Source organism: Lactobacillus amylolyticus DSM 11664 (assembly GCF_000178475.1).
GTDB lineage: Bacteria > Bacillota > Bacilli > Lactobacillales > Lactobacillaceae > Lactobacillus > Lactobacillus amylolyticus.
The window spans coordinates 1-14,251 of the sequence record NZ_ADNY01000057.1 but is presented as its reverse complement, the minus strand read 5'-3'; the positions used below and the strand labels follow the sequence as shown (position 1 = coordinate 14,251).

At 38.8% G+C, this 14,251-nt stretch carries 13 protein-coding genes; 12 read left to right on the top strand and 1 reads right to left on the bottom strand.

What is annotated here, in order from left to right; genetic code table 11:
- A partial coding sequence (locus HMPREF0493_RS06630; protein WP_006352574.1) for a hypothetical protein occupies window positions 1-296 on the bottom strand: 296 nt, incomplete at its 3' end.
- Between the two features lie 284 nt (window positions 297-580).
- Between HMPREF0493_RS06630 and pyrH the strand changes: the two genes are divergently transcribed.
- From pyrH to HMPREF0493_RS06570, 12 genes are all read left to right on the top strand, one after another.
- Complete coding sequence (gene pyrH, locus HMPREF0493_RS06625) at window positions 581-1,309, top strand: UMP kinase (protein ID WP_006352573.1); 729 nt, start codon at window positions 581-583, stop codon at window positions 1,307-1,309.
- The gene (gene frr, locus HMPREF0493_RS06620) at window positions 1,309-1,866 is read left to right on the top strand and encodes a ribosome recycling factor (protein ID WP_006352572.1); all 558 of its coding nucleotides are present in this window, start codon (window positions 1,309-1,311) and stop codon (window positions 1,864-1,866) included. Before pyrH ends, frr begins: the two co-directional genes overlap by 1 nt.
- 3 nt (window positions 1,867-1,869) lie before the next feature.
- Entirely contained in the window at window positions 1,870-2,604 is a 735-nt protein-coding gene (gene uppS / locus HMPREF0493_RS06615; RefSeq protein ID WP_006352571.1) for an undecaprenyl pyrophosphate synthase, read from the top strand.
- A 2-nt stretch (window positions 2,605-2,606) separates the two neighbouring features.
- Window positions 2,607-3,404, top strand: a complete 798-nt coding sequence (locus HMPREF0493_RS06610) for a phosphatidate cytidylyltransferase (RefSeq protein WP_006352570.1) — start codon at window positions 2,607-2,609, stop codon at window positions 3,402-3,404.
- A gap of 10 nt (window positions 3,405-3,414) precedes the next feature.
- Entirely contained in the window at window positions 3,415-4,671 is a 1,257-nt protein-coding gene (gene rseP / locus HMPREF0493_RS06605) for an RIP metalloprotease RseP (protein ID WP_006352569.1), read from the top strand.
- A gap of 32 nt (window positions 4,672-4,703) precedes the next feature.
- Window positions 4,704-6,404 (top strand): proline--tRNA ligase, encoded by a 1,701-nt coding sequence (locus tag HMPREF0493_RS06600; protein ID WP_006352568.1) that lies wholly within the window; start codon window positions 4,704-4,706, stop codon window positions 6,402-6,404.
- 6 nt (window positions 6,405-6,410) lie between these two features.
- The gene (locus tag HMPREF0493_RS06595; protein WP_006352567.1) at window positions 6,411-10,718 is read left to right on the top strand and encodes a PolC-type DNA polymerase III; all 4,308 of its coding nucleotides are present in this window, start codon (window positions 6,411-6,413) and stop codon (window positions 10,716-10,718) included.
- 113 nt (window positions 10,719-10,831) lie between these two features.
- The gene (gene rimP / locus HMPREF0493_RS06590; protein WP_006352566.1) at window positions 10,832-11,311 is read left to right on the top strand and encodes a ribosome maturation factor RimP; all 480 of its coding nucleotides are present in this window, start codon (window positions 10,832-10,834) and stop codon (window positions 11,309-11,311) included.
- 18 nt (window positions 11,312-11,329) lie between these two features.
- Complete coding sequence (nusA, locus tag HMPREF0493_RS06585) at window positions 11,330-12,535, top strand: transcription termination factor NusA (RefSeq protein ID WP_006352565.1); 1,206 nt, start codon at window positions 11,330-11,332, stop codon at window positions 12,533-12,535.
- A gap of 15 nt (window positions 12,536-12,550) precedes the next feature.
- Window positions 12,551-12,847, top strand: a complete 297-nt coding sequence (gene rnpM, locus HMPREF0493_RS06580) for an RNase P modulator RnpM (RefSeq protein WP_127345579.1) — start codon at window positions 12,551-12,553, stop codon at window positions 12,845-12,847.
- A gap of 2 nt (window positions 12,848-12,849) precedes the next feature.
- Window positions 12,850-13,161, top strand: coding sequence for a L7Ae/L30e/S12e/Gadd45 family ribosomal protein (locus HMPREF0493_RS06575; protein ID WP_006352563.1), 312 nt, complete (start codon window positions 12,850-12,852; stop codon window positions 13,159-13,161).
- A gap of 4 nt (window positions 13,162-13,165) precedes the next feature.
- Window positions 13,166-14,251, top strand: a 1,086-nt coding sequence (locus HMPREF0493_RS06570; protein ID WP_040457370.1) for a translation initiation factor IF-2 N-terminal domain-containing protein, incomplete at its 3' end; no start/stop codon positions are given.

Sequence of the window (14,251 nt, the reverse complement as noted above, 5' to 3'; positions counted from 1 at the left end):
TTTGCCTGACTAAGCTCAGCCATAATTTCTTTAATACACTCGGGCTTTAATTTAGCTTTTTGTTGTTCGAAAGCTGAGACTGTCATTCTAGAATTCACATCGGGAAAAGCATGAAAAATTTCCGAGTTTAAGCTGCCCGCTCCCATGTTGAGAATCAGTTTAATTAAATCAGTCGGATTAAGCTTGCGACAGCGGGTAAAAGCCTGATCTGAAACAGAAAAATCATGAATGTTGGCAGCGATTTTATTGATAATACTATCCATCAGTTTTAAAATATTTGAGTGAAGGGATTTCATGAGAGACACAACCTTTCTATGAAAGACCGAATAAGAGATAAAGAGTGAGCAGAAGGGTGAATGAACTCTGCTCACTTTTTATTTTAAAAAGAAAAAGAACCGAATCAAAATGATTCGGTTCATAAAGCTAAACTTTCGTCAATGCCTTAACTTAATGACATTGAGGACGATGTCCTCTCTTTTTTTTGCAAAAAATTCCTAAAATTAATTTTTGTAGGCTTCACATACTCTACAATCGTACATTATATATGGTAGAATAATTAGAGCTATTATAGGAGGTTAATATGAGTCAAGTAAAATATAAACGCATCATTTTAAAAATTTCTGGCGAAGCTTTAGCTGGAGACGAAGGTACAGGTATTAATCCTACTGTTATTGCCCATTTGGCAAAGGAAATCAAATCAGTTCACGATTTAGGCGTTGAAATTGGTACCGTCTGTGGTGGCGGTAACATGTGGCGTGGTGAAACTGGTGCCAAATTAGGTATGGAAAGAGCACAGGCAGACTACATGGGTATGCTTGCAACTATTATGAATGGTTTGGCATTGCAAGATGGTTTGGAACATGTTGGTGTCCCTACTAGATTGCAAACTTCAATCGAAATGAGACAAATTGCTGAACCTTACATCAGAAGAAGGGCTATGCGTCATCTTGAAAAAGGCAGAGTAGTTATCTTTGGTGGTGGTACAGGTAACCCATACTTCTCAACTGATACTACTGCCGCTCTGCGTGCTGCTGAAATTGGTGCAGATGTTATCTTAATGGCCAAAAATGGCGTTGACGGTGTTTACACTGCCGATCCAAAACTTGATCCTAAAGCCAAGAAGTATTCAGAACTTACACAACTTGATGTAATCGCAAAGAACTTAAAGGTTATGGATAGAACTGCAAGTTCATTGTCAATGGATACCGATATCCCATTAGTAGTCTTCAATGTAAACACACCAGGCAATATTAAGAAGGTTGTCTTAGGTGAAAACATTGGTACCCTTATTGAAGGTGGTAAGAAATAATGAATAACGAAACAATTCAAAAAGCAAAAGAAAACATGGAAAAGTCAATTAAGGTTTTCCGCAAAAACTTGGCTTCAATCCGTGCAGGTGTTGCAAACGCAAGTATTTTAGATGGTATTCAAGTTGGATATTATGGTGCACCAACACCGTTAAAACAAATTTCCAGTGTAAGTATTCCAGAACCACGTGTTCTTTTAATTACGCCATACGATATTAATAGTCTAGACGATATTGAACATGCTTTACTTGCTTCAAATCTTGGCTTAAACCCAGCAAATGACGGTAAAGTAATCCGTTTGGTCATTCCACAACTTACTGGTGAGAGAAGACAAGAAATTGCCAAAGAAGTTGGCAAGGAAGCTGAAGAAGCTAAAATTGCGGTTAGAAATGTTCGTCGTGATGCCATGAATTCATTGAAGCGTCAATTAAAAGATGACGAAATCACTGAAGATGAACAACGCAATCTTGAAAAAGAAGTTCAAAAAGTAACTGACGATTCCATTAAAGAAATTGATAAAATCGCTGATGATAAGCGTAAGGAGATTACTCAAGGCTAATCAATGAGTAAAAAGAAAAATCAGTTGAATCATCTTGCCATTATTATGGATGGTAACGGCCGCTGGGCTAAAAAGCGTCATCAGCCAAGAGTCTTTGGTCACCGTGAGGGTATGGACAATGTTGAACGAATTACTTTAGCTGCTGATGAGCTAGGTATTAAAGTTTTAACTCTGTATGCCTTTTCAACGGAAAACTGGGCTCGTCCCAAAGAAGAGGTGGCTTATTTGATGAATTTGCCAGTCCGCTTTTTCGATAAATACATGCCAACTTTGATGGAAAACAACGTTAAAGTCAACATTATGGGCTATTTAGATGAATTGCCGCCGAAGACATACGACATCGTTCAAAGATCAATGGCTGAGACAGCCAATAATACTGGCCTTGTTTTGAATTTTGCCTTTAATTACGGCTCTAGACGTGAAATTACTTCAGCAATGAAGGAGTTGGGCGGATTAATTGAGGCTGGTGCTCTATCAAGTGAAGATATTACGGAAGATCTGATTTCTAAGCACTTGATGACCGCTCGGTTTGGTCCTTACAGTGATCCAGATCTGCTTATTAGAACATCAGGTGAGCAAAGAATTTCAAACTTTTTGCTTTGGCAGATTGCTTATTCTGAACTTGCTTTTAGTCCGAAAGCATGGCCTGACTTTAATGAAGATGATTTAAAAATGTTTGTAGAGAATTACCAAACGCGTAATCGGCGCTTTGGTAAAGTGGATGAATCGGATAGTTAAAAATGAAACAACGTACAATCACGGCGGTAGTCGCCTTAATTTTATTTATTCCAATCGTAATCCTTGGCGGATTATGGATGGACTGGTTAACTGTAATTTTTGCAGCTGTAGGTATCAGTGAAATCTTCTTGATGAAGAAGCAAATTTTAGTGTCAGTTGATTTTGTATTGGCATTATTGGCAACACTAACTTGGACCGTACCTGATGCATTCTTTAAAGGAATGCCATTCCATTGGTCAAAATTTGGTGTTTATTTTGCTTTAATCATGTTAATGCTTGTCTGGACGGTTTTGTCAAAGAACAAAACTACTTTTGATGATGTAGGTGTCTACACGATTGCGTCACTCTATATCGGAACAGGCTTCCATTACATGGCAGCAATTAGAAGCGATATAAATGGTTTGGCATTGCTATGCTACGTCTTTGTAGTCGTTTGGAGTACTGATATTGGTGCCTACATGATTGGCCGCAAGATTGGTAAACATAAGTTATGGCCTGTTATTAGTCCTAATAAGACTTGGGAAGGTTCTATTGGGGCAGCTATTTGTGCTTTGATTTGTTCTGCCATTTATGTTGCACTTGTAAATGTTGGTCAACCTGAATTATCAATGATTGGTTTAGCATTTATTCTTTCAATTGTTGGTCAAATGGGTGATCTGGTTGAATCAGCCTATAAACGTTTTTATGGTGTAAAAGATTCAGGCAAGATTTTGCCTGGACATGGTGGTATCTTAGACAGATTCGATAGCATGCTTTTTGTTTTACCAGTTATGGCTGCTGTATTAGGTATTGTACACTAGGAGATAGCTATTGAAAGGTATACTAATCTTTATAGTAGTCTTTGGTTTGCTCGTATTCGTTCATGAATTCGGGCATTTTATCGTTGCCAAGAAGAGCGGAATTCTGGTTAGAGAATTTTCAATCGGAATGGGACCAAAACTCTTTCAAATAAGAAGAAATCCAACTACATATACTATACGTTGGTTGCCTCTTGGCGGTTATGTACGCTTGGCAAATTCTGATGACGAAAGCAAACTTGATCCAGGTATGACTGTTGTTCTGAAACTGAATGATCAAAATGAAGTTGTTAGGATTGATGCCTCAGAATCGGAACTGCCAATTGAAGGGATCCCAGTTCAAGTAACTAAAGCTGATTTAGTTGATGCGCTCGAAATCAGTGGTTACGAAAATGGTGACGAAGATAAGACAGTAACTTATCATGTTAATCATGATGCTACTATTATTGACAAAAATAAGACTGAATTGGTAATCGCACCGCGTGATACGCAATTTGGGCAAGCTAATGTTTGGCAAAAATTAGCTACTAATATTGCTGGTCCTTTGATGAATATTTTACTTGGCTTTGTTGTATTTTTAATTTGGACTTTTACAATTCCAGGACCAGCAACTACGACGGTAGCAAAAACTACTGCCAATTCACCAGCTCGCATTGCAAAAATTCAAGCTGGTGATAAGATTCTTGCTATTAATAGTCAAAAGATGAACAGCTTTGCTGATGTATCTCAAGCGATTAGCGAAAGCAAGGGTCAAACTTTAGCCATTAAAATAGAAAAAAATGGTAAAGTAGAAACGGTAAAAGTTAAACCAGAAACAAAAACCGTCCAAAAACAAAAGGTTTATCAGATCGGAATTGAAGCAAAAAGCGATGAAAGCTTTACTGCTAAATTAGCACGGGGTTGGAATACTGCAGTATCAACAACCGGACTAATCTTTCAAGCCGTTGGCAACCTCTTCCAACACTTCAGTTTGAATAAATTATCTGGTCCTGTAGGAATTTATTCTGAGACTTCACAAGTTTCACAAATGGGCTTTACTTACGTTTTGGCCTTTTTAGGAATGATCTCAATTAACTTGGGGATCGTTAACTTAATTCCAATTCCTGGTCTTGATGGTGGAAAAGTTTTGCTTAACTTAATTGAATTAGTTCGTGGCAAGTCAATTTCAGAAGAACATGAAGCTGTTGTCGAATTAATTGGTTTTGGTTTATTGTTACTACTGATCATTGCAGTAACTGGTAATGATATTTACCGTTACTTCATAAAATAATTGAAAATTTAGAATTTACTTAGGAGATAAGAATGCGTCAATCAAAATTCTTCATGCCAACTTTGAAGGAAGCTCCAGCAGATGCTGTAGCTGAAAGTCACAAGTTAATGCTTAGAGGTGGATATATTCGTCAGGTTACAGCCGGTGTATATTCATACTTGCCATTAGGCTTCCGTGTTTTGCGTAAAGCAGAAAATATTATGGAAGACGAAATGGAAAAGATTAATGTGCCTGAAATGATGATGCCTCACTTTTTGCCAGCAACTTTATGGCAAGAATCTGGTCGTTATAAGAAATACGGTGCAGAAATGTTTAAGCTTAAGGACCGTCACGGCCGTGAAAGTTTGCTGGGACCAACTCATGAAGAAACTTTCACTGAAATTATTGCTAAGAATTTAAAGAGTTACAAGCAAATGCCAATTGCTCTTTACCAAATTCAAACTAAGTTCCGTGATGAAAACCGTCCTCGTTTTGGCCTTCTTCGTGGTAGAGAATTTGTGATGCTTGATGCATACAGTTTTGCTGCAACTCGTGAACAACTTGATGAGCAATTTGACGACGAAAAGAGAGCATTCGAAAATGTCTATCGTCGTTGTGGTGTAACTGTTCACCCCGTAATTGCTGATTCAGGAACAATGGGTGGTAAGAACTCAACTGAATTCCAAGCTCCAGCTGCTATTGGTGAAGATACGATTGCTACTAATGAAAGTGGTACGTATGCTGCTAACCTTGAAATGGCTAAGAGTATTGATACTTTCAAGCAAGATCCTGAAGATGCAAAAGAATTAACCAAGGTTTCAACTCCAGGATGCGACACAATTGAAAAGCTTGCTAAGTTTCTTGATGTGCCAAAGACTAGAATCGTTAAAGGCATCCTTTATATCGCAGATGATCAAAAAGTTTTAGTCTTGATTCGTGGCGATAAGCAAATCAATGAAGTAAAATTGAGACATTTGCTTGATGCTGACGAAATGCGCGAAGCTACTGCCAGTGAGTTGAAAGAAATTACTGGTAGTGAAAAGGGTGGCGTTGGACCGGTCAATGCAGATTGGGCTGACAAGATCGTTGCAGATGATACAGTTAAGAACTTGTACAACGTTGTTGTTGGTGCTGGCGAAACTGATTATCAATTTGAAAATGCAAACTTGGATCGCGACTTTAAGGTTGATGAATTTGCTGACATTAGAACTGCAAATGAAGGCGAACCAGATCCAGTTGATCATGAACCACTTAAGTTCACTACTTCAATTGAAGTAGGACATATTTTCAAGTTGGGTACTTACTACACTAAAACTATGGGTGCAGATTTCTTAGACAATAATGGTAAAGCCAAGCCAGTTATCATGGGTTCATACGGAATCGGTGTAACTAGAATGCTTTCAGCTGTAGTTGAACAACACTTAACTAACCATGGTGGTATTGCATGGCCTAAGGAAATTGCTCCATTCAGCATTCACTTGATTCAAATGAAGATGAATAATGATGAGCAAACTCAATTAGCTGAAAAACTTGAAAAAGAACTTTCAGCTAAGTATGATGTGTTGTATGACGATCGTAAGGAACGTCCAGGCGTTAAATTTAACGATGCTGATTTAGTGGGTGCCCCAGTGAGAATCACAATTGGTCGTAAGGCTGCTGATGGTATCGTTGAAGTAAAACGTCCAAACGATGACAAAGCTACTGAAATTTCAGTAGATCAATTAAATGACTATTTAACTAAAGAGTTAGGATAATTTTTCGTGGCTGATAAAAACGATTTATTCTTAAAACTTTTAAAACAAATCAAATTTCCTGATAAGTTTGAAGACAATGATCTTCTGCAAAAGGGAAAGATTGAGAACGTGGATGTATACGCTAAAGAACATAAGTGGGATATCCACGTTCTTTTTGATACGCCATTAAAGTTTGAAACATATGATGCCTTAAATAAAGCTGTTACGGCAAGCTTTAAGGATTTTGTAAATGTAAGATTATTTGTTAGAACTGAAGATGGTTCTGACCAATATTTGCCCGACTACTGGCATTATGCGGTTCATAATTCAAATGTGCTCAAGCAAGTTGCGCGTGAATTTTTAGCTTCTCAAAAGCCAAGAAAGGCTGATGGTCGCTGGATTATTCCGCTTGATAATAAAGTGATCGACGCCTTAATTGAGCAGCAGGCTCTGGATGATTTAGCCGAAGAATTTAGAAATTATGGCTTTTTCAACTTGAAGTTTGTAACCGAGGTTGATGAAAAGAATTCAGAGAACAACTTGCAAAGCTTGCAAGAATTGCAACAAGAGCATGAAAAGAGCATGCAGAAGCAATATGATGAAACTCCTGAAAAGCCTAAGCCTCAACCAAAACAATACGCGACTAAGCGTAGAAGCTACGGCAATAAAAAGATTGCTGCAGATGCTGAAATCACCCAAATCAAAGAAGTTGAAGATGGTACAAGAAATGTTGTTATCGAAGGTAAAATTTTCAATGTTGAGGCCCGTGAATTAAAGTCAGGTTCAGTTGTCTTTACTGGTGAAATTACCGATTATACTGATTCAATCATGTTTAAGAAGTTTGCTTCTCAAAAGGAAGAGATTGAAAGCTTATCAGCAATTAAACCAGGAACCTGGGCAAAGATGCAGGGCTCAGCTGCAGATGATCAGTGGGAACACGATGTTGTTTTCAATATCTACAATTTTGAGACTGTTGAACACGTTGGTCGTACTGAAAAATACGAGGGCGATCAAAAGCGGGTTGAATTACACTTGCATACGAATATGAGCCAACTGGACGCAACCAGCACGCCAACTGATTTTATTAAAACGGCTAAGAAGTTTGGGCAAAAGGCGATCGCTATCACTGATCATGGTGACGTACAATCCTTCCCAGAAGCTTATCACACTGGTGCTAGTGAAAAAATCAAGATTTTGTATGGTGTCGAAGCGAATATGATCGATGACCATGCGCTTCTTGTATTAAATCCTGCCGATATGACTTACGAAGATCGTGAATTTGTCATCTTCGATGTCGAAACTACAGGCCTTTCTTCTGTTTACGATACAATCATCGAAATCGGTGCCGTTAAAATGAAGAATGGCAAAGTGCTCGAGCGTTTTGATAAATTTATCAATCCCCACCATCCTTTAAGTGATCAAACCATTAATTTAACATCAATCACTGATGAAATGGTCGGTGCAGCTGATGATGAAGATGTAGTTATTAGGCAGTTTAAGGACTTTTATGGCGATATGCCGCTTTGTGGGCATAATGTTCAATTTGACGTAGGCTTTGTTAATGCTGCCTTAAGAAGAGCCGGTCTTGAAGAAATCAAGCAACCAGTAGTTGATACTCTTGAAGTTTCCCGTCTTTTACACCCAGAACAAACGCGGCATACATTGGATTCATTGGTTAAAAAGTATGATGTCGTTTTGGAACACCACCACCGTGCCAACCAAGATGCCGAAGCTACGGGCTATTTAATGTACAAGTTGCTCGATGCTTTCAAGAAAAAATTCGGTGAAGATAATTTAGGCAAGCTGAATGATTTTGCCAAGCATGGTGAAACCTTCAAGCGTGCTCGGCCTATGCATATGACAATTTTGGCAAAGAATCAAGCTGGATTGAAGAATATGTATAAACTGGTTTCAATTGCCAACACGAAGGACTTTTACCGTGAGCCTCGGACGCCTAAATCTGCTTTGCGCAAATACCATGAGGGTCTGCTATATGGTTCAGGCTGCTGGCGCGGCGATGTCTTTATTGCGATGATGCAAAAGGGCTATGATACCGCTCGTGAAAAGGCCAAGTTCTATGATTATCTTGAATTGCAGCCACCGGCAACTTATTCGCAATTGATTGCTGACGGTTTAATTAAAGACAAAGACGAATTAGAAGAAATTCTGACTAATATTTATAAGTTGGGCAAGGAACTAAAGAAACCGGTTGTTGCGGATAGTGATGCCCATTATGTTGATCCGCATGAAAAAATCTATCGAACCATTTTAATTTCAGCGCAGCGAAGCAATCCAAACCGTAATAAACCGCAGCCTGATTTGCATTTTTACTCGACGCAGGAAATGCTAGATGCCTTTGCGTTTTTGGGTGAAGATGCGGCTAAAGAAATTGTTATTGACAACACCAACAAGATTGCAGATGAATTAGAAGAAATTGCGCCAATCAAGGATGGCCTGTATCCACCTCATATTGACAATGCCGACCAGGAAATGAAGGATTTGACCTACAATAAGGCTTATGAGCTTTATGGCAAACCGCTGCCTAAAATTGTTAAGGACCGAATCGATCTGGAACTTAATTCCATTATTTCAAACGGATACGCGGTTATTTACTTAATTTCACAGCGTTTGGTAGCCAAATCAAATAAGGATGGATACTTGGTAGGTTCCCGTGGTTCCGTTGGTTCAAGTCTGGTTGCGACAATGTCAGGAATTACGGAAGTTAATCCTTTGGCTCCGCACTATCGCTGTCCAAAATGCAAGTATTCACACTTCTATACTAATGGGGAATATGGTTCTGGTTTTGACTTGCCGGATAAAAATTGTCCTAAGTGTGGTACTCCACTTGTTAAGGACGGACAAGATATTCCATTTGCCACATTCTTAGGCTTCCACGGTGATAAAGTACCAGATATCGATTTAAACTTCTCTGGTGACTATCAACCAGTTGCCCATAACTTTATTCGAGTAATGTTTGGCCCTGACAATTCTTACAGAGCTGGAACGATCGCTACGGTTGCTGATAAAACTGCATACGGCTACGCCAAGCACTTTGACGAAGAACGCGATTTGAAGCTGAGAAATGCTGAACTTGATCGTCTGGCAACTGGCGTTTCTGGAGTTAAGCGGACAACAGGTCAGCACCCAGCCGGAATCGTTGTTGTTCCAAATAACATGGATATTTATGACTTCACGCCAGTGCAGTATCCGGCTGATGATGTAAATGCAGCTTGGCTGACAACCCACTTCGACTTCCACTCAATTCACGATAATATTTTGAAATTCGATATTCTGGGCCACGATGACCCAACCATGATCAGAATGCTGCAGGATTTGTCCGGAATTGATCCATTGACTATTCCGCCAGATGATCCTGGGGTTATGTCATTGTTCTCTAGTCCTAAGATTTTGGGTGTTACTCCAGAACAGATCCAATCGCAAACCGGTACTTTAGGTATTCCGGAATTCGGGACACGATTTGTAAGAGGAATGCTTGAAGAAACCAAGCCAACTACTTTTGCGGAATTGTTGCAGATTTCAGGTTTGTCTCATGGGACTGACGTATGGCTAGGCAATGCCGAAGATTTGATTAACAATGGCACTTGCAAGCTGAAAGATGTTATTGGTTGTCGTGACAACATTATGATGGACTTGATTCACTGGGGTGTAAAACCAGAAGTAGCCTTTTCAACTATGGAGTCTGTTCGTCACGGTAAAGGAATTAGCGATGAGAATATGGCTGTTCTTAAGAAAAACAAGAATATTCCTGACTGGTACATTCCTTCTTGTTTAAAGATCAAGTACATGTTCCCAAAGGCGCACGCAACTGCTTATGTTTTAATGGCCTTGCGGATTGCCTGGTTTAAGGTTTACTATCCAGAAATTTACTACACGGCCTACTTCTCAGTTAGAGCAGACCTATTTGACTTAGTAGCAATGAGTCATGGCAAAAATACGGTTAAAGCCGCAATGAAGACAATTCAAGATAAGGGAATGGATGCTTCTGCAAAAGATAAGAGTCTGTTAACTGTTCTCGAAATTGCTAATGAATGTTTGGAACGCGGAATAAAGATTAAGATGGTTGACGTTGATAAATCAGAGGCCATGAACTTCAAGATTCTTGACAAGCATACTATTTTGGCACCATTCAACGCGGTACCTGGCTTAGGGGATAACGCAGCTAAGCAAATCGTAGCAGCTCGTGCTGAACAAAAATTCTTATCAAAAGAAGATTTAGCTAAACGAGGCAAGGTTTCTCAGACGATTATGGATTACTTTGAAGACAATGGCGTTTTGGAAGGGATGCCAGATCAGAACCAATTGTCCTTGTTCTAATAGCTTTTCATTTTGAAAAAAGTCGCTAAATATGGTATACTTCTAATTGAAGTTCGGATATGCAAATTCGAGTGAGCAGTAATGCTCACTCTTTTTATTACGGAGGATAGTTTTTGTCTAAGATTACAGATCTTATTCGCTCAGAAATTGAACCTATCATTGATCAACGTGGTGATGAGTTCGTTGATATTGAATATGTGAAAGAAAAGGGTCAGAATTACCTCAGAATTTATGTTGATAAAGATCAGCTAGGTGGCATCGATATCAACGAAATTGCTTATCTAAGTGAACTGGTTTCTGAAAAGCTTGACAGCTTGGATCCAGATCCGCTTCCTGATCCTTATGTTTTGGGACTGTCCTCACCTGGCGCTGAACATCCAATCAAGTCTGCGAAAGACTGGACTAAAGCAAGGGGTGAATATGTTCACGTTGGTCTTTACCAAAAGATTGACGGAAAGAAGATTTACGAAGGTACGCTCAAATCCTACAGTGATGAGGAAATCGAGCTGGAAATTAAAATTAAAACCAGAAGAAAAACTTTAAATATTCCCCGTAAGTTGATTGCAAATATCCGTTTTGCAATTGAATTCTAGAAAGGCTGATTAAAACTTATGTCTAAAGAAATGCTAGAAGCGTTTGCCACACTTGAAGAAAAGAAAGGTATCAAGCAAGAAGTTATTGTTGATGCTATTAAGGCCGCTTTGGTAGCTGCATATAAAAAGAATTACAATCAAGCACAAAACGTTGAAGTTGATTTTGACGAAAGAAAGGGCAACTTCAAAGTTATGGCAGTTAAAACTGTTGTCGATGATGATCAACTTCAAGATGATCGACTTGAAGTATCTTTATCAGATGCATTAGCTATCAACCGTGCCTATGAAGTCGGTGATGAAATTCGCTTTGAAGTAACGCCTAAGAACTTTGGCAGAATTGCTGCTCAAACCGCTAAGCAAGTCATCATGCAAAGACTTCGCGAGGCTGAAAGAAATCATATTGTTGACGAATATTCTCAATATGAAGATGAATTGATCACTGGTACTGTTGAAAGACGTGACAACCGTTTTGTTTATGTCAAAATTGGCAATGTTGAAGCAGTTATGCCTCGTAGTGATCAAATGCCTAATGAAACCTACAACCCACAAGACAAGATTAGAGTGCTTGTAACTCGTGTAGGTTCTGATTCTAAAGGCGCTCAAATCGTTGTTTCAAGAACTGCTCCTGACCTGGTAAAGCGTTTATTTGAACAAGAAGTTCCAGAAATTTATGATGGAACTGTTGAAATTGTTTCAATTGCGCGTGAAGCTGGAGACAGAACTAAGATTGCTGTTAAATCAATTGATCCTAACATTGATCCCGTTGGTACTTGTGTTGGTCAACGTGGTGCCCGTGTTCAAAACGTTGTTAACGAACTTGGCGGTGAAAACATCGACATTGTTAGGTATGAAGATGATCCATCAGATTACATTGCTAATGCCTTGAGTCCAGCAGAAGTTATTGCGGTTCAATTTGGTGATGATGATGAAGAAAAGAGTGCTTTGGTTATTGTTCCTGACTATCAATTGTCATTGGCAATCGGTAAGAAGGGTCAAAGCGTTCGTTTAGCAGCACGCTTAACTGGCTACAAGATCAATATTCGTCCTGAATCAGAAGTTGAATTTGTTGACGAAGACAAAGATGAAAATTCTGATACAAACGATAACGATAATGCCAATAATACTGCAGCTAAGAATGAAGAAGCAAGTTCAGATTCTGCTGAAGAAGCAATAAGTGATGAATCAGAAGATGCTGCTGACGACACATACGATACTAAAGAATAAGGATTGGTGATTTTTTTGAAAAAAAGAAAAATTCCAATGCGGAAGGATCTGCTGACAAACACAATGCAGCCTAAAAAGGAATTAGTCCGCGTTGTTATTGATAAAGAAAAGAATATTTCTGTCGATCCAACTGGTAAAAAGCCAGGTCGTGGTGCATATGTTTCACTTGATCCAGAAAAAATTGAAGCAGCTAAAGAAAAGGGCGTTCTAGAACGCAGTCTTGGTACAAAGGTACCAGCTGAATTCTACGATGAGCTTTATTCTTATGTTGACCACCAAAAGGCAAGAAAAGAATTATTTGGTGATAAATAATTTTGCAAAATAAAGAAAAAGCTTTAAATCTTTTAGGATTAGCAATGCGTGCCGGAAAAATAGTTTCGGGAACTGAAACCGTAATTGCTGATTTACGAAAGAATAAAATCAACGTAATAGTTTTAGCTAGTGATTTGCATGAAAATTCAGTTGAAAAGGTTACGCGTGCAGCTAAAAAAGCCAATGTGAAAATAATCGACTTATTTTCTGCGGCAGAATTAGAGCATGCAATTGGCAAGAAGAGAAAAGTTCTTGGCCTAACCGATGCTGGTTTTTATAAAGCACTGACTAAACAGATTAATGAAGGAGTGTGATTGGATGGCTAAAAAAAGAATTTACGAAGTCGCAAAAGAATTAGACATCGATAGCAAAGTTGTGGTCCAAAAAGCAAAGGAACTTGGCTTTGATGTTACAAACCATATGTCATCGCTAGAGGATGCACAAGTTAAGCAATTAAAGGGCAGTTTCCAAAACTCCGCTCCAGCTAAGAAAGCAGAAAAACAAACGAAGAAGAGCAACAAGATTAAAATTTCAGTATCTTCAATTCGTAAGAACGAAAAGAAGTCTGAAAGTAAGCATAATGCGGACAACAATAGACACAACAATCGGCGCAATCATAATAACAAGAATAATAATCGTCGCCGCAATAATGAGCAACATGCTGAAAATGCTCAAAAGCAAACTGCACGTCCAAAGGCTGTAGCTCGTGACTTGCTGAAGCAATTTAAGCAGAAGCAACGTGCCGAAGAAAGCAGCTTAAATAAAGAAATCCAAAAAACTAAAAAAGAATATCACGAACAATTGAATAATCCTAAGAAAGAACAAAATAAGAAAGAAACTCCAAAGTCAGAGAAGCAAGAAAAGAAGACTCAAAATAAGCAAAAAGCTGAACCAAAAACCATTGGTCCAAAGATTTTGAAGCCATCTCCAGCTCGCTTTAAGAAGAATAATTCTTCCGAAAACAGAGAAAATGCTTCTGAAAGAAGAAGCAAGCCAATGCCAAAAGTTGCATTGACTGAAACTTCAAATGAAGAACACAGAAATGATAATGGTCATGGCCGTAACATGGGTAAGCCTGGTCATAAAGGCAAGAATCAATTCTTCAATAATTACAGCGATCACTCTGACCGTCAAGAAAGAAAACATCGCAAGAATAAGAAGCGTCAACATGTAGAACAAAAGAAGGTACCTACTAAGCGTAAGGAAAAGCCATTACCAGAAGTACTTGTTTACGATGAAGGCATGAATGCGCAAGACTTAGGTAAGCTTCTCCACCGTGAACCAGCTGAAATCGTTAAGAAATTGTTCATGCTTGGTATTATGGCCAACCAGAACCAATCCTTGGATAAGGATACGATTGAGCTTTTGGCTGCAGAATACAATATTGATGCCAAAGAAAAAGTT

Coding starts and splice junctions, on each gene's coding strand:
- uppS (WP_006352571.1), top strand. CDS start 1,870: ATGAGTAAAAAGAAAAATCAGTTGAATCATCTTGCCATTATTATGGAT.
- frr (WP_006352572.1), top strand. CDS start 1,309: ATGAATAACGAAACAATTCAAAAAGCAAAAGAAAACATGGAAAAGTCA.
- nusA (WP_006352565.1), top strand. CDS start 11,330: ATGTCTAAAGAAATGCTAGAAGCGTTTGCCACACTTGAAGAAAAGAAA.
- HMPREF0493_RS06610 (WP_006352570.1), top strand. CDS start 2,607: ATGAAACAACGTACAATCACGGCGGTAGTCGCCTTAATTTTATTTATT.
- pyrH (WP_006352573.1), top strand. CDS start 581: ATGAGTCAAGTAAAATATAAACGCATCATTTTAAAAATTTCTGGCGAA.
- HMPREF0493_RS06600 (WP_006352568.1), top strand. CDS start 4,704: ATGCGTCAATCAAAATTCTTCATGCCAACTTTGAAGGAAGCTCCAGCA.